At 59.0% G+C, this 20,222-nt stretch carries 16 protein-coding genes, 3 tRNA genes and 2 pseudogenes; 7 read left to right on the top strand and 14 right to left on the bottom strand.

Going from position 1 to position 20,222, the window contains the following annotated elements; genetic code table 11:
* Positions 1-891, top strand: a pseudogene (locus GTQ41_RS17205) (FAD-dependent oxidoreductase); the annotation flags it as partial.
* Here the strand turns inward: GTQ41_RS17205 and GTQ41_RS17210 are convergent.
* Positions 888-1,904, bottom strand: coding sequence for a DNA-binding protein (locus GTQ41_RS17210; RefSeq protein WP_047294247.1), 1,017 nt, complete (start codon positions 1,902-1,904; stop codon positions 888-890). The pseudogene GTQ41_RS17205 and the gene GTQ41_RS17210 overlap by 4 nt on opposite strands.
* A gap of 177 nt (positions 1,905-2,081) precedes the next feature.
* Between GTQ41_RS17210 and GTQ41_RS17215 the strand changes: the two genes are divergently transcribed.
* The 3 genes from GTQ41_RS17215 to ahpF all read left to right on the top strand — a co-directional run bounded on the left by GTQ41_RS17215 (position 2,082) and on the right by ahpF (position 5,415).
* Positions 2,082-3,020 carry a site-specific integrase gene (locus GTQ41_RS17215; RefSeq protein ID WP_047294250.1) on the top strand — a complete coding sequence of 313 codons (939 nt, stop codon included), beginning with the start codon at positions 2,082-2,084 and terminating at the stop codon, positions 3,018-3,020.
* A gap of 136 nt (positions 3,021-3,156) precedes the next feature.
* Complete coding sequence (gene ahpC, locus GTQ41_RS17220) at positions 3,157-3,720, top strand: alkyl hydroperoxide reductase subunit C (RefSeq protein ID WP_003224621.1); 564 nt, start codon at positions 3,157-3,159, stop codon at positions 3,718-3,720.
* 132 nt (positions 3,721-3,852) lie between these two features.
* Positions 3,853-5,415: an alkyl hydroperoxide reductase subunit F gene (ahpF, locus tag GTQ41_RS17225; RefSeq protein ID WP_217325332.1), complete on the top strand. Its 1,563-nt coding sequence runs from the start codon at positions 3,853-3,855 to the stop codon at positions 5,413-5,415.
* 127 nt (positions 5,416-5,542) lie between these two features.
* Here ahpF and gloA read toward each other — a convergent pair whose 3' ends face one another.
* Complete coding sequence (gene gloA, locus GTQ41_RS17230; protein WP_047294255.1) at positions 5,543-6,064, bottom strand: lactoylglutathione lyase; 522 nt, start codon at positions 6,062-6,064, stop codon at positions 5,543-5,545.
* A 139-nt stretch (positions 6,065-6,203) separates the two neighbouring features.
* Here gloA and GTQ41_RS17235 point away from each other — a divergent pair, with 139 nt between their 5' ends.
* A complete protein-coding gene (locus GTQ41_RS17235) occupies positions 6,204-6,722 on the top strand; it encodes a DUF4946 domain-containing protein (RefSeq protein WP_047294680.1) in 519 nt (172 codons plus the stop codon).
* A gap of 215 nt (positions 6,723-6,937) precedes the next feature.
* Here the strand turns inward: GTQ41_RS17235 and GTQ41_RS17240 are convergent, their stop codons facing one another.
* The 3 genes from GTQ41_RS17240 to GTQ41_RS17250 form a co-directional block, all read right to left on the bottom strand.
* On the bottom strand, positions 6,938-7,303 hold the full coding sequence (locus GTQ41_RS17240; protein WP_003224630.1) for a histone-like nucleoid-structuring protein, MvaT/MvaU family: 366 nt from the start codon (positions 7,301-7,303) through the stop codon (positions 6,938-6,940).
* Positions 7,304-7,537: 234 nt separating this feature from the next.
* Positions 7,538-9,073: an EAL domain-containing protein gene (locus GTQ41_RS17245; protein ID WP_047294257.1), complete on the bottom strand. Its 1,536-nt coding sequence runs from the start codon at positions 9,071-9,073 to the stop codon at positions 7,538-7,540.
* Between the two features lie 115 nt (positions 9,074-9,188).
* On the bottom strand, positions 9,189-10,061 hold the full coding sequence (locus tag GTQ41_RS17250) for a LysR family transcriptional regulator (protein ID WP_047294259.1): 873 nt from the start codon (positions 10,059-10,061) through the stop codon (positions 9,189-9,191).
* Positions 10,062-10,139: 78 nt separating this feature from the next.
* Here GTQ41_RS17250 and GTQ41_RS17255 point away from each other — a divergent pair, with 78 nt between their 5' ends.
* Entirely contained in the window at positions 10,140-11,087 is a 948-nt protein-coding gene (locus tag GTQ41_RS17255; protein WP_047294260.1) for a DMT family transporter, read from the top strand.
* Positions 11,088-11,332: 245 nt separating this feature from the next.
* Positions 11,333-11,491 (top strand): annotated as a pseudogene (locus GTQ41_RS17260) (4-hydroxyphenylpyruvate dioxygenase); the annotation flags it as partial.
* On the opposite strand, the gene GTQ41_RS17265 reads toward GTQ41_RS17260, so the two are convergent.
* The 9 genes from GTQ41_RS17265 to GTQ41_RS17305 form a co-directional block, all read right to left on the bottom strand.
* Positions 11,439-12,023 carry a (2Fe-2S)-binding protein gene (locus tag GTQ41_RS17265; protein WP_217325333.1) on the bottom strand — a complete coding sequence of 195 codons (585 nt, stop codon included), beginning with the start codon at positions 12,021-12,023 and terminating at the stop codon, positions 11,439-11,441. The pseudogene GTQ41_RS17260 and the gene GTQ41_RS17265 sit on opposite strands and share 53 nt — an antisense overlap.
* Entirely contained in the window at positions 12,016-14,847 is a 2,832-nt protein-coding gene (locus tag GTQ41_RS17270) for a xanthine dehydrogenase family protein molybdopterin-binding subunit (RefSeq protein WP_047293233.1), read from the bottom strand. The genes GTQ41_RS17265 and GTQ41_RS17270 overlap by 8 nt, the downstream gene beginning before the upstream one ends.
* Before the next feature lie 515 nt (positions 14,848-15,362).
* Positions 15,363-15,439: transfer RNA gene (locus GTQ41_RS17275), tRNA-Asp, on the bottom strand.
* 94 nt (positions 15,440-15,533) lie between these two features.
* Positions 15,534-15,610: transfer RNA gene (locus tag GTQ41_RS17280), tRNA-Asp, on the bottom strand.
* Positions 15,611-15,664: 54 nt separating this feature from the next.
* Positions 15,665-15,740 (bottom strand) — tRNA-Val (locus tag GTQ41_RS17285).
* Between the two features lie 216 nt (positions 15,741-15,956).
* Positions 15,957-16,733 carry an SDR family oxidoreductase gene (locus GTQ41_RS17290; protein WP_047293232.1) on the bottom strand — a complete coding sequence of 259 codons (777 nt, stop codon included), beginning with the start codon at positions 16,731-16,733 and terminating at the stop codon, positions 15,957-15,959.
* A complete protein-coding gene (locus GTQ41_RS17295; RefSeq protein WP_108183232.1) occupies positions 16,730-17,941 on the bottom strand; it encodes an O-succinylhomoserine sulfhydrylase in 1,212 nt (403 codons plus the stop codon). The genes GTQ41_RS17290 and GTQ41_RS17295 overlap by 4 nt, the downstream gene beginning before the upstream one ends.
* Positions 17,942-18,021: 80 nt before the next feature.
* The gene (gene purF, locus GTQ41_RS17300) at positions 18,022-19,527 is read right to left on the bottom strand and encodes an amidophosphoribosyltransferase (RefSeq protein WP_003226416.1); all 1,506 of its coding nucleotides are present in this window, start codon (positions 19,525-19,527) and stop codon (positions 18,022-18,024) included.
* 41 nt (positions 19,528-19,568) lie between these two features.
* Complete coding sequence (locus GTQ41_RS17305; RefSeq protein ID WP_007961197.1) at positions 19,569-20,129, bottom strand: CvpA family protein; 561 nt, start codon at positions 20,127-20,129, stop codon at positions 19,569-19,571.
* Positions 20,130-20,222 lie beyond the last annotated feature (93 nt).

The raw sequence follows: 20,222 nt of genomic DNA on the forward strand, positions 1-20,222 counted from the left end.
GATCAAGCGTTCTTCCTCAAAGAACTGCCGAAACGTGTATTGGTGGTCGGTGGTGGTTACATCGCGGTCGAGTTCGCCGGGATTTTCCACGGCCTGGGCGCCAACACCACGCTGTTGTATCGCGGCGATCTGTTCCTGCGTGGTTTCGATGGCTCGGTGCGCAAGCATTTGCAGGAAGAGCTGACCAAGCGCGGTATGGATCTGCAGTTCAACGCCGACATCGCGCGCATCGACAAACAGCCAGACGGCAGCCTCAAGGCGACCCTCAAGGATGGCCGCGTACTGGAAGCCGACTGCGTGTTCTACGCCACGGGTCGCCGTCCGATGCTGGACAATCTGGGTCTGGAAAACACCGATGTGCAGCTCACCGACAAGGGCTTCATCAAGGTCGACGAGCAATACCAGACCAGCGAACCGTCGATTCTGGCGTTGGGTGATGTCATCGGCCGGGTGCAACTGACGCCGGTGGCACTGGCCGAAGGCATGGCGGTGGCGCGGCGCTTGTTCAAGCCGGAGCAATACCGCCCGGTGGATTACAAGATGATCCCGACGGCGGTGTTCAGCCTGCCGAACATCGGCACTGTCGGTTTGACCGAAGAAGAGGCGCGGGAAGCGGGCCACGAAGTGGTGATTTTCGAGAGCCGCTTCCGCCCGATGAAGCTGACGCTGACCGAATGTCAGGAGAAAACCCTGATGAAACTGGTGGTCGACGGCAAGACCGACAAAGTGCTCGGCTGCCATATGGTCGGCCCGGACGCGGGTGAGATCGTGCAAGGTCTGGCAATTGCTCTGAAGGCTGGCGCGACCAAGCGTGACTTCGACGACACAATCGGGGTACACCCGACGGCCGCCGAAGAGTTCGTCACCCTGCGTACGCCGGTCGGCGCTTAAGCATCCTTCGCTTTGCCTGTGTCTGGCGCTGCTGCAACGGTAGCCGCCAGACGCAAGCTGTCTTCCAGACTCGCTTGAGTCTTGGTCAATTCCTTCTCCAGTGACTGATTGAGCTGCCGCTGTTCGTCGGCATCCTGTTTCAGCGTCTGACTCTCCAGCAGGGCCACGCGCAGGCGTTCCTGGAGGAGGGTGCGTTCGTTGTCGACGCGAGTGGCTTGCTCCAGCAACTGATCCTGACGCTGGTTGCTGTGCTTGAGCTGATCCTGCATCAGGCTCAGTTCGCGCTGGGTACCACGGTTTTCCGTGAGCAGACGTTCGTTGTCGCGATGCAACTGAGTGATCTCGTCCTGACGCACCAGTGCACTTTGTTGCGCCTGGCGCAATTCCATCTGCAACTGTTGCAGCTGTCCCTCGTGACGGGCCTGTTCCTGCTCGCGCTGCTCTTTGGTGGCGTTGCGGTAATGCTCAAGCGCATCGCGGGCGTGCAGATGTTTTTCTTCCAGCGAGCGGATCTGCTCGTCCTTGTCCTGCAGGCGCAACTCGAAATCGGCCAGCGCCTGATTGAGTCCCGCGTTGCGGGTTTGCTCGGTCTGCAGCATCGAACGGGTTTCTTTCAGCGCCTCGGATTCCTTGGCCAGCGCCGCGCCTTGGATGTCGTGCTGTTGCTCCAGTTGTTCGAGTGCCTGGCGTACTTGCTTGAGTTCCGCTTCCAGCGTTTCACGCTGCTCTTCGAACTGCTCGCGCGCTTGTTCAATGGGCTCTTGTGCTTGTTCTTTCAGGCGCTGGGCGAGGCGCGAGACCAGCGCCGTCAGCTCATCGTTGATCGGTTCTGCGGACGCTTCGACCGGTTGGCTGCCGTCATCGAGCTCTTTCAGATAGCGATGGATCGTGGTTTTCGAGCCGGTGTTGCCCAGCTCAATGCGTACCGCATCGATGCTGGGGTGTTCGCCTCGGGCCAGAATCGCTGTGCGCGCGATCTGAACCACTGCTTTATTTACGCCGCCACGGGCCATGTGAACTCCTACCGTTTCGTACTGTGGTACATGCCACCAAAGTACGCAGTGTACCACGCTGGAAATAAAGTTAAATGTTTGATTAATAACAGACGGGATATACTGGTATTACCCAATGTCAGGTGATTAAATTGCTTTTTTGCGCCCTGAATCAGTACGCCAGCGAGAACACTGTCCATGAGCGAGATTGATCGCTATCTGCAAGCCGCCACTCGTGACAACACCCGCCGCAGCTATCGTTCGGCGATTGAACACTTTGAAGTCAAGTGGGGTGGATTCCTGCCGGCGACGGCCGATAGCGTTGCGCGTTATCTGGTCGAGCATGCCGGCGTGCTGTCGATCAATACGCTGAAGCTGCGTTTGTCGGCGCTGGCGCAGTGGCACAACAGTCAGGGTTTTGCCGACCCAACCAAGGCGCCAGTGGTGCGCAAGGTCTTCAAAGGCATTCGCGCACTGCATCCGACGCAGGAAAAACAGGCCGAGCCGCTGCAATTGCACGATCTGCAGCAAGTGGTCGACTGGCTTGAACAGGAAGTCCGCAGTGCGCGGCAGCAGCAAGATCGCCCGCAGTTGCTCAAGGCCTGTCGCGACCGGGCGCTGATCCTGCTGGGTTTCTGGCGCGGCTTTCGCAGTGATGAGCTGTGCCGCTTGCAGATCGAGCATGTGCAAGCGCACGCCGGCAGCGGCATCACCTTGTATCTGCCGCGCAGCAAGGGCGACCGCGAGAACCTCGGGCAGACGTATCAGGCGCCGGCGCTGCTCAAGCTGTGCCCGGTGCAGGCTTATATCGACTGGATCACCGAGGCGGCGCTGGTACGCGGTCCGGTATTTCGCGGCATCGACCGCTGGGGACATCTGAGCGAGGAGGGCTTGCACGCCAACAGTGTCATTCCATTACTGCGTCAGGCGCTGGAACGCGCCGGCATCCCGGCCGAGCGCTACACCAGCCATTCCCTGCGTCGCGGCTTTGCCACCTGGGCGCATCAAAGGGGCTGGGATTTGAAATCCTTGATGAGCTATGTCGGCTGGAAGGATATGAAGTCAGCCATGCGCTATGTTGAAGCGAGCCCCTTTCACGGAATGGCTCGGATTACGGATAAGCCGGCTTCGTCGTAGATATGGTTTTCTTCTATTAATACAGTCAGCTAATAGCGAAAACAAATCAGCAGCATCAGGTTTGCCAATGAGCCATCCGTCAAGTGAGTGGGTAGGATTCACCCATCGAATTCACAACCCTGACGGAGAGTCATCAATGCCTATCATCAACAGCCAAGTAAAACCGTTCAAAGCTACCGCGTTCAAAAACGGCGACTTCGTACAAGTCTCGGACGCTGACCTGAAAGGCAAATGGTCCGTAGTGTTCTTCTACCCAGCCGACTTCACTTTCGTTTGCCCAACCGAGCTGGAAGACCTGGCCGACAACTACGCTGCGTTCCAGAAACTGGGCGTGGAAATCTACAGCGTTTCGACCGACACCCACTTTGCCCACGCTGCCTGGCACAACACTTCGCCAGCCATCGGCAAAATCGAATACACCATGATCGGCGACCCGACCCACGTCATCTCCCGCAACTTCGACGTGCTGATCGAAGAAGCTGGTCTGGCTGACCGTGGCACCTTCGTGATCAACCCTGAAGGCCAGATCAAAATCGTTGAGCTGAACGATGGCGGCGTTGGCCGTGACGCTTCCGAGCTGCTGCGCAAGATCAAGGCTGCTCAGTACGTTGCTGCTCACCCAGGCGAAGTTTGCCCAGCCAAGTGGAAAGAAGGCGAGGCCACTCTGGCTCCGTCCCTGGACCTGGTCGGCAAGATCTGAGTCTGTGAGACACGCAACACAGGGCGGTACTCCGCACCTACCTCAGTAAGCTGCACCGCCCATTGAAAAAGCCCGGGCGAGATTCGCTCGGGCTTTTTTTCGCCTTGAATAAAGACACAGGAGATCGCCCGTATGTTGGACGCCAATCTTAAAGCCCAGTTGAAATCGTACCTGGAACGGGTCACCCAGCCGATCGAGATCGTTGCTTCCCTCGACGACGGTGCGAAATCCCGGGAAATGCTTGACCTGCTCAAAGACGTTGCCAGTCTTTCGAGCCAGATTACCCTGATCGACAGCGGCACCGATGCGCGCAAGCCGTCGTTTTCGATCAATCGCCCAGGTGCCGACATCAGTCTGCGTTTCGCCGGCATTCCGATGGGCCACGAATTCACATCGCTGGTGCTGGCCCTGTTGCAAGTCGGCGGCCACCCATCGAAAGCCAGTGCTGAAGTCATCGAACAGATCCGCTCGCTCAAGGGCGAGTTCAGCTTCGAAACTTACTTCTCGCTGTCGTGCCAGAACTGCCCGGACGTGGTCCAGGCGTTGAACCTGATGGCCGTGCTGAACCCGAACATCCGTCACGTCGCCATCGATGGCGCGTTGTTTCAGGACGAAGTCAACGATCGCAAGATCATGGCTGTGCCGAGCATCTACCTCAACGGTGAAAACTTCGGTCAGGGCCGCATGGGCCTGGAAGAAATTCTCGCCAAACTCGACACCGGCGCCATCGAGCGTCAGGCCGAGAAGATCAGCGCCAAGCAAGCCTTTGATGTGCTTGTAGTTGGCGGTGGCCCGGCCGGTGCTTCGGCTGCTATCTATGCCGCCCGTAAAGGCATCCGCACCGGTGTGGCGGCCGAGCGTTTCGGCGGTCAGGTGCTGGACACCATGGCCATCGAGAACTTCATCTCCGTGCAGGAAACCGAAGGCCCGAAACTGGCCACGGCGCTGGAAGAACACGTCAAACAGTACGACGTCGACATCATGAACCTGCAACGCGCCGACAAGCTGATTCCCGGCAAGAACGGCGAGCTGCACGAAGTCCACTTCGCCAGTGGCGCGACCTTGAAAGCCAAGAGCGTGATCCTGGCGACCGGCGCACGCTGGCGTGAAATGAACGTGCCGGGCGAACAGGAATACCGCAACAAGGGTGTGGCGTACTGCCCGCACTGCGACGGCCCGCTGTTCAAAGGCAAGCGTGTGGCGGTGATCGGCGGCGGTAACTCCGGCGTCGAAGCGTCCATCGACCTGGCCGGTATCGTTTCCCATGTGACGTTGCTGGAATTCGACGTGCAACTGCGTGCCGACGCGGTGCTGCAACGCAAACTGCACAGTCTGCCAAACGTCACCGTGATCACCAGTGCGCAAACCACGGAAGTCACCGGCAATGGCGAGAAGGTCAACGGCCTGCGTTACAAGGATCGCAAGTCTGACGAACTGCGCAACGTCGAGCTGGAAGGGATCTTCGTACAGATCGGTCTGCTGCCGAACACTGACTGGCTCAAAGGCACCATCGAGCTGTCGCCACGCGGCGAGATCATCGTCGACAACCGTGGCGAGACGTCGATCCCGGGGATCTTCGCGGCGGGTGACGTGACCACCGTGCCGTACAAGCAGATCGTGATTGCAGTGGGCGAGGGCGCCAAGGCTTCCCTCAGCGCGTTCGATCACTTGATCCGTACTTCGGCGCCGGCATAAGCATCAGTCGCTGAAACGCAAAAACCCATGAGCGATCATGGGTTTTTTTTATGGCTGAAGCAAAAGATCGCAGCCTGCGGCAGCTCCTGCAAGGAATGTGTAGGAGCTGGCGAAGCCTGCGATCTGTTTACAGCGGTGCAGGCTGGATGATTTCTACCCAGTAGCCATCCGGGTCCTTGATGAACGCCAGGCTTTTCATGCGGCCATCGGTCAGGCGCTTCTGGAAATCACAGCCCAGCTCTTCAAAACGCGCGCAAGCCGCGACGATGTCCGGCACCGAGATGCAGATATGACCAAAGCCACGCGGGTCGGTGTTGCCGTTGTGATAGGCGAAGTCGGCGTCGTTTTCGGTGCCGTGGTTGTGAGTCAGTTCGAGGATGCCGGGAATCGACTTCATCCACTCGGTGCGGGCCGCGGGGTCGGCCGGGATCTGCGCCTTGTCGACCAGCGCGAGGAAGTACAGGCTGAACTCGGCTTCCGGGAAATCACGTTTTTCAACCAGCGAGAAGCCCAGGACGCGGGTGTAGAAGTCCAGGGACTTGGTGATGTCCTTGACACGCAGCATGGTGTGGTTGAAGACGAAGTTGCGGGTTGCGCTGTCTGGCGTGGCAGTAACGCCGGGGAAAGTGTTCAGTTCGTGCAGGCTCATAGGCCCTCCGTAACAATGGGGCGAGTGAATGGGCGCAATGATACGCATGCGGGGCGGCATCGCCAAACCGAATGCGCGGCTTGCTCTGTGGGCGACCGGGCCTCAGACTTTGCTGCTCAATCTACGAGTGCCTCTGGTAATGATCCGACCGTTCAACGTGCTATTCGTTTGCCTTTTCTCGTCGCTGCTGGCTGCCCCCGCATGGGCCGATCAGCCGAGCATCACCTGGCCTGCGGGGTGGGAAATCCAGGCATTGCCCGACACGCCGCCGCAGGTGTCGCGCCAGCGTGCGGTGAAAAACGACGCCGATGGCAATCAGGTCATGGTGATGGAGTTGACCATGACTCAGGTTGAAGCTGGCCATCAGGTCAATGTGCAGGGCGTGCTGCTGGAGATGCGCAAGTCGATTCAGAAAGACTTTTTCCAGGGCGGTTATCAGAGTGTTTGCAATAAGGTGCACCCGGCGAAACTCGGCGCCTTGGACGCACTGGAAACCACCTGTACGATCACTGAAAATGGCCGACATGTGTTGTCGCAAACATTGGTTGCGGCGGTCGGGGCGGATAAGGCGTATGTACTTTCTTACGCGGGTCAGGCTGAGATTTATAAGGCCAGCGCTGACGAAATAGTCGCCGTGAGAAACAGCTTGAAACTTTAAGCCTCTGTTTCACCTCGGCCAGGTTAGATACCTCGAAGGCATTAAGCACAAAGTTTAGCAGCGATGACCGTCGCAACATCCGGCAAGAGTTTTTAGCCTCACGTCTTGTGGGTGTTAAAGCGGATTGATAACTAGCGCGGGGGAAATCGTTGCTTTTGTTAGATATTGTCAAAAAAAAGCCCTGCATACAGCAGGGCTTGTTTGTTGGCGCAAAATTAACCGCGCAACCAGGAATCAACGGTGGCTGCACCGTATTGTTCCTTCCAGGCTTTCAAGCCACGGTGGTTGCCGCCCTTGGTTTCGATCAGTTCACCGGTGTGCGGGTTCTGATAAACCTTGACCACGCGAGCGCGGCGGGTTTTTGGTGCGGCGGACACTTGCAAGCCGGACTTGGACGGGTTCGGATCGAGGATGGCGATGATGTCTTTCAGGCCTTTGCCGTAGGTTTTCATCAGCCCCTGGAGCTTTTCTTCGAATTCGATTTCTTTCTTGAGCCCGGCATCGTTCTTCAGCGATTCCAGCTGCTTGAGCTGTTCCTGAAGGGCCTTTTCAGCTGCACGAAATTCAGCGAGTCTGGACAATATCTTTACTCCAATAGTGTGTTTGGCTGATACCAACCGCAAACAAAGCTATAAGCCAAGAGCCTTGAAGCGACTCGGTGATAATGGCTCACCTGTCAATCTTGCACAGGCTGAAAAAATTGTAGTAGTTAATGCGCCAAGAGTAAATCCTGATCTTGTCGTCATGTAACAACAGTGGTGTTTTGTATCAATTTGGTGCGTCGCGTCGAAGCGTCGGGCTTAATTTATTTTTAGTTAACGATCACTTAATGCAGCGATGAAGTCAGCGCCGGGCATGGGTTTTCCGAACAGATAGCCTTGCAGGAAGTTGACGTGGTGTGCGGTCAGGTAGTCAGCCTGTGCCGGAGTCTCTACACCTTCGGCAACAATACCCAGATCAAGCTTGGCCGAGAGTTCGATAATCGTGTCCAGAATATGCCGCGACAGCGCATCAATACCGATCATCGCGACAAAACTCTGGTCGATCTTGAGAAAGTCGACATTGAATTTTCGCAGGTAGCCCAGGCTTGAATGCCCGGTGCCGAAGTCGTCGATGGCGATCATCACGCCGAGCGTGTGCAACTGCTCGAACAACTGGTGCGTGACGTCGGTCGGCTCGATCAGTTGGCGCTCGGTCAGCTCCAGCACCAGATTGATACTGCCGGGGGCAAACCCGGCAAGAAATTCGCGACAGTCCTCCACTAGCTCCAAGTCCTGGCAGTGACTGGCAGTGATATTGATGCCGATGTGGAAGGGTTGGTCGAAGTCTGCAGAGAGCGGGCCGAGCAAGGCGGCAGTCTGTTGCATCAGCGAACGGGTCATGGGCACGATCAGCCCCGAATGTTCAGCGAACGGGATGAACAGGTCCGGGCGCACCAGGCCTTCCTTGGGGTGTTTCCAGCGCATCAGCACTTCGGTGCCGGACCATTTCCTGCTGTCACCATGCACCACCGGCTGAAAGTAAGGGATGAACTCGCCGGCCTCCAGGGCGCGGAGCATTTCATGACTGGGCGAGGTGGCGCGTCGTTGCAGGACGTGAGCGATCGCGCCCGAGATCACCCCGAAAAAGATCAGCAGGCTGAACAAGGGTGCGTATTCGGCGGCCATGTAGCGCCACGTTTGCCCTTGCGCGAACCCTGCGCTGACACTGAAGGCATAACGTGAAGACATCAACGTACTTTGCGCTATCGGCAGCGGCGGCAGGGCGCCCTGATGCACTTTGCCATCGGCCGACAGCCAGTTGTCGCCGACCAGCAGCACCAACTGCGTCTGCCGGCCGATCAGGCGCAGGATGTTGCTCAAGTGATAGCCATCGAGCGTAGTCAGCGCGCCGCCGCGACCTTCGCTGAGGCGATATACCAGCAGCGCGGTGTCGGGCGTGACCGGGTTGCCATTCATCAACCACAGTTTGCCTTGCGCATAGTCGCCCGGGTTGACGGCTTCCTTGAATTCACCGAACAGCGAGCTGCAATAGAGGTTGTTGTCCCACACCAGATTGGTCGAACGCACGAAAGGCCGGCGGGTTACCTGCTCACGTAAAGCCAGTTTTACGCTTTCGCAGGGCTGGCCAGCCAGGGGCAATAATTCGCTGGCGGCCTGGGCGGTGTTGTCGAGCATCAGCTCGAATTGGCGCAACGCCTCATCGGCGGTATTTTGCGTGCTCTGCTGCAAGGCCCGTTCGGCTTGCATATACAGAATCCCGCCGCCCAGCAGGACGGGCAATACACCGCAGAGCAGGGTCATCAAAATGCGTACGCTACGTTTGCGGCGGGGTCTGACGGTCAAGGGCATAGGCGCATCCTGTTGCGATGAGGTGGAACGCTCGAATGCAGGCCTGGCAACGGCGCACCGGTGAGGAACAGCGGAGTCAGAAGGCATGATAGATGGCCGCTGGCGCTTGTGCCGCTCACGGCTGATTGATCTGCTTGGCGAGTTCGATAAATGCCCGCGTGGCGGGCGAAGCCTGACGCTGATCGAGAACAGCGAGGCCGATCAGACGTTGCACCGCCGGCAACAGCGGCTTCTTCACGTAACACGGCGCTGGATCGTCTGGCAATGAGCCTTCGGCGACGACCGTGACTGCATCGCCCCGGCTGACAACGTCAAGTGTGCTGAGCAATTGCGAGCAGCGGTAGCGAATGTTCGGTTGCAGGCGCGCGGCAGTGAACAGGCGTGAAACCAGTTCCGCTGAACCGGCCTCGGTCAGCACAAACGGGTCGGCACACAAATCCTGAAGGCTCAGCGCCGCGCTGGCGGCCAGTGGATGACCGAGCGGGAGCAGGGCAACCATCTGGTCTTCGACCAGCGCGAAAGTGTCGAAGCGTTCCTCGGGCAACACCACGAAACCGACGTCGATTCGCCGCTCTTCCAGCCACTGCAGCACCTGCCGGTCCGGCCCCTCATCGATGTGCACTTCTATGCCGGGATGGACTTGGCGATAGCGCTGCAGAATTCTCGGCAGCAACTTGATCGACGCCGTCGGGCCGAACGAGCCAATGCGCAGCGTACCGCTTTTCATGCCCCGCGCATCGGCCGCCTCCTGGCGCAGCGTGTTGGCCAGACCGAGCATGGCGCGTGCGCGCTGGAGTACCTGCTCGCCGATATCGGTGAGCTCCACCTGCGACGAGTGACGGCGCAACAACTCGACGCCCAACTCCTGCTCCAGGGATTTCATGGCGTGGGATACCGCTGACTGCGAAATCCCCAGACGGTGGGCAGCGAGGGTGAAGCCGCGCAGTTCGGCGACCAGTGAGAAGATCTCCAGTTGCGTGAGGGTCATGAGTGTTTGCTCATTTTACGATGACAAGGAATGAAGTGAATGATACGCCATCCTTTGGCTTCTCTGGTTTGGAGCGTCATGCGCAACGTGGAGCAAACTCGCAATAACGTTTCTGACCGGTCGGTTTATCTGACGCTGGCTGCCGTGACCATGATGTGGGGCGGGACCTTTGTCGCCGGGCGTTTTCTGGCGGGCAGCCTCAGCCCGCTGTTCGCCGCCAGCCTGCGCTTCCTGCTCGCCAGCGTGGCGTTGCTCGGGTTTGTATGGGTTGCGCGCATCCCGCTGGCACGACCGACGCCTCGGCAATGGCTGCAATTGACGCTGTTGGGGTTCTTCGGGATCTTTTTCTACAATTTGTGTTTCTTTTATGGCTTGCAGTACATCAATGCCTCGCGCGCTTCGTTGATCGTCGCGTTGAATCCGGCCGTGATCGGCCTGGCTTCCTGGCTGTTGTTCAAGGAGCGCCTGGGCCGGGTGAAAGTCGCCGGCATCGCCCTGTGCATTGGCGGCGCGAGTCTGGTGATCGTCAGTCGCAACCCGCAATTGCTCGCCGTGACACCGAATGCCTGGATCGGCGATTTGTTGATTCTCGGTTGCGTAGCGGGCTGGGGTATTTACTCGCTGTGTTCCCGCGAGTTAAATCAGGCACTCGGCCCGCTGCAGACAGTGACATTTTCGGTATTGATCGGCTGCGTGATGCTGTTGGTGCTGGCAACACTGCGTGGCGAGATGAGCGCGGCAGCCTTGCTCAACCTCGACACGCCACAATGGCTGAGCCTGATCTACCTCGGCGTGTTCGGCTCGGCATTGGCATACATCGGCTACTACGACGGCATCCGCAAAATCGGTGCGACCCGTTCCGGCGTGTTCATTGCCCTCAATCCACTGACCGCAGTGCTGCTCGGCGCGCTGTTGCTTGGCGAACAACTCACCTTGACTCTGTGCCTTGGCGGTGCGCTGGTGCTGGCGGGAATTTACCTGTGCAACAAACCCCTTGCACCGATGCGAAAAAGGCGGATTTTATAGAGAGGGCAGACAACCCTATTTACGCTGTGTAGAATCCGGTTACGCATACAATAATAAACGTCTTCTGGCAGCAGAAGCCTCGCCCGCAAGAGCCTTGGGTCGACAATGAAGATATTCGGGTTTCAACTGATCTATGGTGACTTCCTCGCCCGCAGTGTGCGAGGCATCTCCTGCGCACCACCCGCCGGTCTCAGCATTACTGACAACTAACTCTGGTTAATTGATAAGAATGATGAGGCTTCACCATGGCAGATTTATACGAAAACCCAATGGGCCTGATGGGCTTTGAGTTCATCGAGTTCGCATCGCCGACTCCTGGCACCCTGGAGCCGATCTTCGAGATCATGGGCTTCACCAAAGTCGCGACCCACCGTTCCAAGAACGTGCACCTGTATCGCCAGGGTCCTTGACCAGGCCGAGATCGGTCAGCACGTTGCGCGTGGCGTTGTAGTAACGCACGTACCCGGTGCAACGACAGACGTGATGGCCGAGGCTGTCTTCGATGACGCTTTCCAGCTGGCTTTTGACGATCGGCTGGCGCTGCAGCTTCTCCACCAGCACCGTCGCGGCGTTGACGAAGCCCGGCGCGCAATAGCTGCACTGGAAGGCGAATTCGTCGACGAAACGCTGCTGGATCGGGTTCAGCTCAGTGACCTGACCGCTCTCATCACGTTTGGCGTGACCTTCGATGGTGCGGACTTTTTTGCCCTCGAAGTAATGCGCGCCGGTGATGCAGGTGCGCACTTCTTCGCTGGTGCCGTCCGGGTTGTCGACGATCACCACACAGGCGTGGCAGATGCCCTGGCCGCAGCCCAGGCGCGAACCGGTGAGATTCTTGTATTCGTGCAGGTAGTCGATCATCGGCAGGTCATCAGGGATGTCCACCGGGCCGACGGATTGACCATTGAGGGTCAGTTGAAGCGGACGGTTAGCCATTGAGGGCCTCCTTGATGCGCGCAGCAGTGATTGGCAGATCGCGAACACGTTTACCGATGGCATGCGCCACGGCGTTACCGATGGCACCAACCACCGGAATCATCACCACTTCGGCGATGCCTTTGGACGGATCGCTTGGCGACAACGGCGGCAGAATCTCCGCGGTCTGCTTCCACACCGCGACGTGACGGGCCATCGGCAAGCGATAACGGTTGAAGTTCCAGTCACCCTCCCCCGGTCCGCCTTCGTACAGCGGCATCTCTTCCATCAATGCGTGACCGATACCCATCGCGATCCCGCCTTCAAGCTGGCCCTTGACCAGTTCTTCGACCAGCACCCGACCGCACTCGACCCACGAATGGTGGTTGAGCACTTCGACTTCCGCCGAGCCTTTGTTAACCTTCAGCTCGACCAGCGTCGCGACCGGGCTGTAGTAAGTCACCGCGGCATTGTTCAACTGAACCACCGGGTAGTTGATGTTCTGGCGATCCAGCAAGTGGAAACCAGCGGTGTTCATCAGCGCCTTCTTCGCCTTCGGCGCACCATCGCCGTATTTCACCGCCAGACCGTCGAGCGGCAGACGCTCACGCACGCCGTCGATGCTGTATTCAGCCTCGGCCCAGCTCCAGCGGTTGAACGCGTGAACGGTGGCACCGGTGACCAGGCCACGCTCGTGAGCGCGCTTGGCCAGCTCTTCAAAACTCAACGGCTGCATGCCGTTGGCAGTGAGTTTGCCGTCGACCCAATGCGCATCTTCACGACGCACCACGTAAGGGTTGGCTTGACCGCCGTAAGGGCCCTGACGCCAGATTTCCATGGCCGCCGGCCACAAGCCATTGTTGAACAGCACGCGCGCCGCTTCACGAGTGGCGTGGCTGAAATAGTAGGCCGAGTTGGTCGCGGACGACGCCGAAGCCAGCTTGCCAACCCAGCGCGGATTGCGCAGCAGGTTGTCCTGTTCGGCCTGGCTCATGATGTAAGGGTTGCCGCTGGTGATCAGCTGCATTTCCTGCCATTCGGTTTCACCGGTCTTCACTTCATGCGCGGGGCTACCGAGGAAATCGGCCACCACCAGCGCTTGCGAAGTGGACATGCCGGTGCCGATTTCGATACCGATGTGGCGCAGGGTGATGCGACCTTCAGCGGTGAATTCGATGCTGGCCATCGGCGCTTCGGAACCGGTGCCGAAGTCTTTCTGGCAAATGGCAAAACCCACGCCGTACCAGTTGTCCGGGTCGGCGGCTTCGCGCTGCTTCTTGATCGCGTCGCGGTTTTTCCAGACTTCGTGCACCGAAGCCTTATCGAGAATTTCGTGCAGGCGCAGAGCACCCGCCGGGATCGCGCCCTGGGTGTTTTTCATCCCCGAACGCAAGGCGTTCTTGCGACGCAGATCAATCGGGTCAACGCCGAGACGATGGGCGATTTCGTCGACCATCATTTCGGTTGAGGCCATGCTTTGCAGGGTGCCGTAACCGCGCATCGACCCCGCCTCAACACCACGCGAGTGGTAAGCGGTGACCTGCAGATCGTTCTGCGGCATGTAATAGATCGACTGCGCTGCCGTGGCACCCACCGCCGCCACCGACGGGCTGTAGTTGATGCGACCGCCACCGTCGACGCTCATCTCGGCACGGAAAATCTTGAAGCTGTAGTCGTTCTTGTCCACCGCCAACTGGTAGCGGATGTCGAACGGGTGACGCTTGATGCCGCTCTGGAACTGCTCATAGCGGTCATTCGCCAGACGGATCGGCACACCGGCACCGTACAGCGCCGCGAGGGCCGCGTAGTAGACGAAGATGTTGTGGTCTTTGGAACCGTAACCCACGGTGTAACCCGGGTGCATGTTCAAGTTGGCCAGGCCGAAGCGCGACGGCGCGATCATTTTCGCGGTCTCGGTCGCGGCTTCCAGCGGGCACTGAGTGGCAACCACGAAATGCAGGGTCTTGGTTTTCGGGTCGTACCAGCCGTTGCCGTTGTCCGGTTCCATCGCAGCCGGTTCGATCGACGGGGTCTTGTAGCGCTCGTCGAACACCAGCCAGTTGTCTGGCGGGCTATCGATCTCTTTCTTCATGCGATCGGCGTAGAACAGACCGCGCTCAGTCAGGTTGCCGTGCAGGTTCGGCTGAGAATTCCACACCGGCCGACGGTTCTTCAGCATCGGGAACAGGATCGAGTCTTTCAGGCTGGCGAATTCGTCTTCGTCGGCCGAGGTCGGACCGCCCACGCGCACGTAGCGGAAGCTGCCATAAGGATCGCCTTCGTAGTACGGCACTTGTGCACCGTAACGAATCGCCTTGTCATTGAATTTGAGTTTGTTCTTGGCCTGGCGGAAACGCTCGAAATCGTTCCAGATTAGGATTGCTACCGGGTGACCGATGAACATCGGCACTTTGCCTTCCGGCAGCAAGGGGTCCGGCGCGTGCTCTTCCGGGAAGACGATGCCGTCCTTGTCCAGATCGGCCGCGGTGACGATGCGGTCAGGTTGCAAGTCGGCACCGAGCCACGACAGGTCGTAGCCAGCGTAGATACGGTCGGCCTTGATGGTTTTCAGCAGCATGGCGTGGCCCTGTTGCTCAGGCCAGCCCGGCATGTCCTTGGAGCGAATGTCGCGGGCAAATACTTTGCTGCCGCAAACTTTGGACAGCGCATCGTTACGCTGACGCGCCTTGCCGTTGTTGCCGAGCCACTTCTCGGACGGCACGGTGACGCTGGTTTCCATCAAGGCAGCCAGCGCCTGACTGCTGAGCGGCGTGAGCGTGACGCTCACGCCCGCCACCAGCCCGCCCTGGAGGAACGAGCGCCGGGATATATCACGGTTGGACATGGATCATCCTCTGGGCGGTTATGTGTCCGCCCTTCTGGTTATCTACTGGGAATCTCGAGTCTTGCAGAAGCCCTTCTTGGCTAAACAAAGGGCGTGTTGACAGTGCAAAGCTGACCGAAAGGTTAACTTTAAAGGTTTCCGCGCTCGCAGCAAACAACCAGTTACAAAAATTTGACTAAAGAATCAAAAAATCAATGCGACGTGGCACCGCATGAGGTCGATTGCCCCCCGCCATACACAGTCGAATGCGGTTGCCCACTTCATGCAGGCGCTGTCGAGTGAAACGAGGCTGCGATTTTTTGATCCTACTTCTACGATCAAGATCAAAATCAAAAGATCGCAGCGTGCCGCAGCTCCTACAGGGATTTGTGCAGGACTGGGTAGTGAAGGGAGAGCGGTGAAATTTCAGACACAAAAAACCCCGGTCTTTCGACCAGGGTCTTTGCTATCGATTCCGAATCAACCAAGGGTTGCTTTCGGTGTTTCAAGGCGTTCAGTGGTCCTTGAAACAGATATGGCGCAGCGGACGGGACTCGAACCCGCGACCCCCGGCGTGACAGGCCGGTATTCTAACCGACTGAACTACCGCTGCGTATCGCTTTGAGCTTGCGCTCAAGTAACTCGTTTTGACTGAAAGCTTCGGTGCTTTTCAATCGCGAACCGGACAATGCCCGACTCGTAAAATATGGCGCAGCGGACGGGACTCGAACCCGCGACCCCCGGCGTGACAGGCCGGTATTCTAACCGACTGAACTACCGCTGCGCGTCGGTGGAGGCACTTTCAGCCTACCTCTTGCTTTCGCAAGTTTCTCGGGAGTGGTGGGTGATGACGGGATCGAACCGCCGACATTCTGCTTGTAAGGCAGACGCTCTCCCAGCTGAGCTAATCACCCGTTTGCATCTCCGAGGCCGCGAAATTTACGCAGGTGGCGAACCTAAGTCAATAGCAGGATTGAAGTTTTTCTGAAAAAGACGAAATTGTTTCCATCCTGCAAGACTGCATTCGCGAGCAAGCTCACTTCCACAGGGGATTGCATTCCAAATGTGGGAGCGAGATTGCTCGCGAAGACGGCAGCCCATTTGACGCAAATTCAGGAGAAGCACGCGATCTACTCGGTGTAAATCATCTTCTTGGTCATGCCGCCATCCACGACGAATTCCTGCCCGGTGACAAACCCGGCATTGCGCGACAACAGCCACGCAACCATCGCCGCCACATCCTCGACCGTCCCTACCCTACCCGCCGGATGCTGCGCATGATCGGCATCGGCCAGCGGCTCGGCTCGACGCGCAGAAGGATCCCGCGCATCGATCCAGCCGGGACTGACCGCGTTGACCCGAATCTCCGGCCCGAGACTGATCGCCAGCGCATGGGTCAGCGCCAACAACCCGCCCTTGCTCGCCGCATAGGCCTCGGAATCTGCCTCCGACTGCCGCGCACGGGTCGAGGCCAGATTGACGATCGAGCCGTTGTGCGCGCGCAGATACGGCGCGCAGTGCTTGGCCAGCAGCATCGGCCCGCTGAGGTTCACCGCCAGCACCCGATTCCAGTACGCCAGATCCAGACTTTCCAGGGTGATGTTGTGCGGATCAGCCACCGCCGCGTTGCACACTAACGCATCGAGACGACCGAATTGCCCAAGCACTTCAGCAACACCCAATGCCACCTGACTTTCATCCGCCACGTCCATGGCGATGAACCAGGCATTCTCGCCCAGCACCTTCGCTACTTTCGAACCGCGTGCGCGATCAAGATCGGTCAGCACCACTTGCCAGCCTTCGCTGATCAGCCAGGCCGCGATGCCCAGACCGATGCCACGCGCGGCGCCGGTGACCAGCGCCACGCGGCCATGGGTACCCGCCGTCGGCGTCGACAACTCGATCACAACGCCGCCAGACCGCGCGACAAGTCGGCCTGCAGGTCCGCCACGTCTTCCAGACCGACCGCAATGCGGATCAGGCTGTCACGAATCCCCGCCGCCTCACGCTCCTGCGGCGCCAGACGGCCGTGGGAGGTGGTGCTCGGATGGGTGATGGTGGTCTTGCTGTCACCAAGGTTGGCAGTGATCGAGATCAAGCGGGTGGCGTCGATAAAGCGCCATGCGCCCTCTTTGCCGCCCTTGACCTCGAAACTCACCACCGCACCGAAGCCCTTCTGCTGACGCTGGGCCAGTTCGTGCTGCGGATGGCTCTTGAGCCCGGCGTAATGGACTTTCTCGATACCGTCCTGCTGCTCCAGCCACTCGGCGAGTTGCTGGGCGTTGGCGCAGTGCGCCTTCATCCGCAGGTTCAGGGTTTCCAGGCCCTTGAGGAAGATCCACGCATTGAACGGGCTGAGGGTCGGCCCGGCGGTGCGCAGGAAACCGACAACTTCTTTCATCTGCTCGCTGCGACCGGCCACCACCCCGCCCATGCACCGGCCCTGGCCGTCGATGAACTTGGTTGCCGAATGCACGACGATGTCTGCACCGAGCTTCAGCGGTTGCTGCAAGGCAGGCGTGCAGAAGCAGTTGTCGACCACCAGCATCGCGCCTTTGGCGTGAGCGATTTCCGCCAGCGCGGTGATATCCACCAGCTCGGCCAACGGATTGGACGGCGACTCGACGAACAACAGCTTGGTGTTCGGTTTGATCGCCGCCTCCCAACCCGACAGATCGGCCAGCGGCACGTAATCGACTTCCACGCCGAAACGCTTGAAGTACTTTTCGAACAGGCTGATGGTCGAACCGAATACGCTGCGCGACACCAGCACATGATCGCCGGCGCTGCACAGGCTCATCACCACCGCCATGATCGCGGCCATGCCCGTGGCAGTGGCAACCGCTTGCTCGGCGCCCTCCAGCGCAGCAATACGTTCCTCGAACGCGCGCACAGTCGGGTTGGTGTAACGCGAGTAAACGTTGCCCGGCACTTCCCCGGCAAAGCGCGCGGCCGCGTCGGCGGCGGTGCGGAACACATAGCTGGAAGTGAAGAACATCGGATCACCGTGTTCGCCTTCCGGCGTACGGTGCTGACCGGCACGTACGGCCAGGGTATCGAACGCTACGCCTTCGAGGTCGCTGTCCAGCCGACCGGCATCCCATTCCTGACTCATGCTGTCACTCCTTGCCCTGTTCTGAATAAATGAAAGTCTTTTGCCAGATACAAAACCGGCCCCTCAGGGCCGGTAGAAACTCAGTTGTTGTACAGATCGATGATCGCACTGACCGCCTGGGTCTTGACCTTGGAGGCATCGTTGCGTGCCTGCTCGATCTTGTCCAGGTAAGCCTCGTCGACGTCGCCGGTGACGTACTTGCCGTCGAACACCGCGCAATCGAAGTTTTCGATCTTGATCTTGCCGCCACCGACCGCTTCGATCAAGTCAGGCAAATCCTGATAGATCAGCCAGTCTGCGCCGATCAGATCCGCCACGTCCTGCGTCGAACGGTTGTGTGCGATCAGTTCGTGAGCGCTCGGCATGTCGATGCCGTAAACGTTCGGGAAGCGTACGGCCGGGGCCGCCGAGCAGAAGTAGACGTTTTTCGCGCCGGCTTCGCGGGCCATCTGAATGATCTGCTTGCAGGTGGTGCCGCGCACGATCGAGTCGTCGACCAGCATCACGTTCTTGCCGCGGAATTCCAGTTCGATAGCGTTGAGCTTCTGGCGAACCGATTTCTTGCGCGCCGCCTGGCCCGGCATGATGAAGGTCCGGCCGATGTAACGGTTCTTGACGAAACCTTCGCGGAATTTCACGCCCAGATGGTTCGCCAGCTCCAGCGCGGCGGTGCGGCTGGTGTCCGGAATCGGGATGACCACGTCGATGTCGTGCTCTGGACGCTCGCGCAGGATCTTCTCGGCGAGTTTCTCACCCATGCGCAGACGCGCCTTGTACACCGACACGCCGTCGATGATCGAATCCGGACGCGCCAGGTAAACGTGTTCGAAGATGCACGGGGTCAGGGACGGGTTGGTCGCGCACTGACGGGTGTGCAGCTTGCCGTCTTCAGTGATGTAGACCGCTTCGCCCGGGGCCAGGTCGCGGATCAGGGTGAAACCGAGTACGTCCAGCGAAACGCTTTCGGAAGCGATCATGTACTCGACGCCTTCGTCGGTGTGACGCTGGCCGAACACGATCGGACGAATGCCGTGCGGGTCACGGAAACCGACGATGCCGTAACCGGTGATCATTGCCACCACGGCGTAACCGCCGACGCAACGGTTGTGCACGTCGGTCACGGCGGCAAACACGTCTTCTTCGGTCGGCTGCAGCTTGCCGCGCTGGGCCAGCTCGTGGGCGAACACGTTGAGCAGCACTTCCGAGTCGGAACTGGTGTTGACGTGACGCAGGTCGGATTCGTAGATTTCCTTGGCCAACTGTTCAACATTGGTCAGGTTGCCGTTGTGCGCCAGGGTGATGCCGTAAGGCGAGTTGACGTAAAACGGCTGCGCTTCGGCCGAGGTCGAGCTGCCGGCGGTCGGATAACGCACGTGGCCGATACCCATGTGGCCGACCAGGCGCTGCATGTGACGCTGCTGAAACACGTCACGCACCAGACCATTGTCCTTGCGCAAGAACAACCGGCCATCATGGCTGGTCACGATACCGGCAGCGTCCTGGCCGCGGTGCTGGAGCACGGTTAGCGCGTCATACAGCGCCTGATTGACGTTCGACTTACCGACGATACCGACGATGCCACACATGCGACGCAACCCCTACTTAATGGATCTGAACTGAACAACACTCACTGTGGCGTTTTGGCCGACGGCAAGAGCTGCTCCTTGAACGGAATATCAGCGGGTACGCTGATTCCGCTGGCAAGCCACTGACTGCTCCACCCGAGAATCAGGTTTTTGGACCAGTCGGCGACCAATAGAAACTTTGGCACGAGCTGTGATTCTTTCCACCACCCGTCCTGCTGTACCGGCCCCAGGCTCAACAGCCCGACTGCCACGACCACCAGCAACACGCCACGCGCCGCGCCGAAGGCCATGCCCAGGAATCGGTCGGTGCCGGACAACCCGGTCACGCGCACCAACTCGCCGATAAGATAATTGATCATTGCGCCCACGATCAGTGTGGCGACAAACATGATGGCACAGCCCGCGATCACGCGAGCCGATGGGGTTTCGATGTATCCGGCGAGGTACTCGGACAGTGAGCCACCGAACATCCAGGCAACCGCTCCTGCGATGATCCAGGTCACCAGCGATAATGCTTCCTTGACGAAGCCGCGGCTCAAACTGATCAAAGCGGAGATGGCGATGATTGCAACGATCGCCCAGTCAACCAGGGTAAATGGCACAGTGCAGCCTACAGACGGATAAGGCGGCGCATTTTAGCAGAGCGCACCGCTGTCGGTAAGCTGCGATTTTCAGTGCATTTCAATCGAATCGAT

The sequence above is a fragment of the Pseudomonas sp. AN-B15 genome (assembly GCF_019056475.1).
GTDB lineage: Bacteria > Pseudomonadota > Gammaproteobacteria > Pseudomonadales > Pseudomonadaceae > Aquipseudomonas > Aquipseudomonas parakoreensis.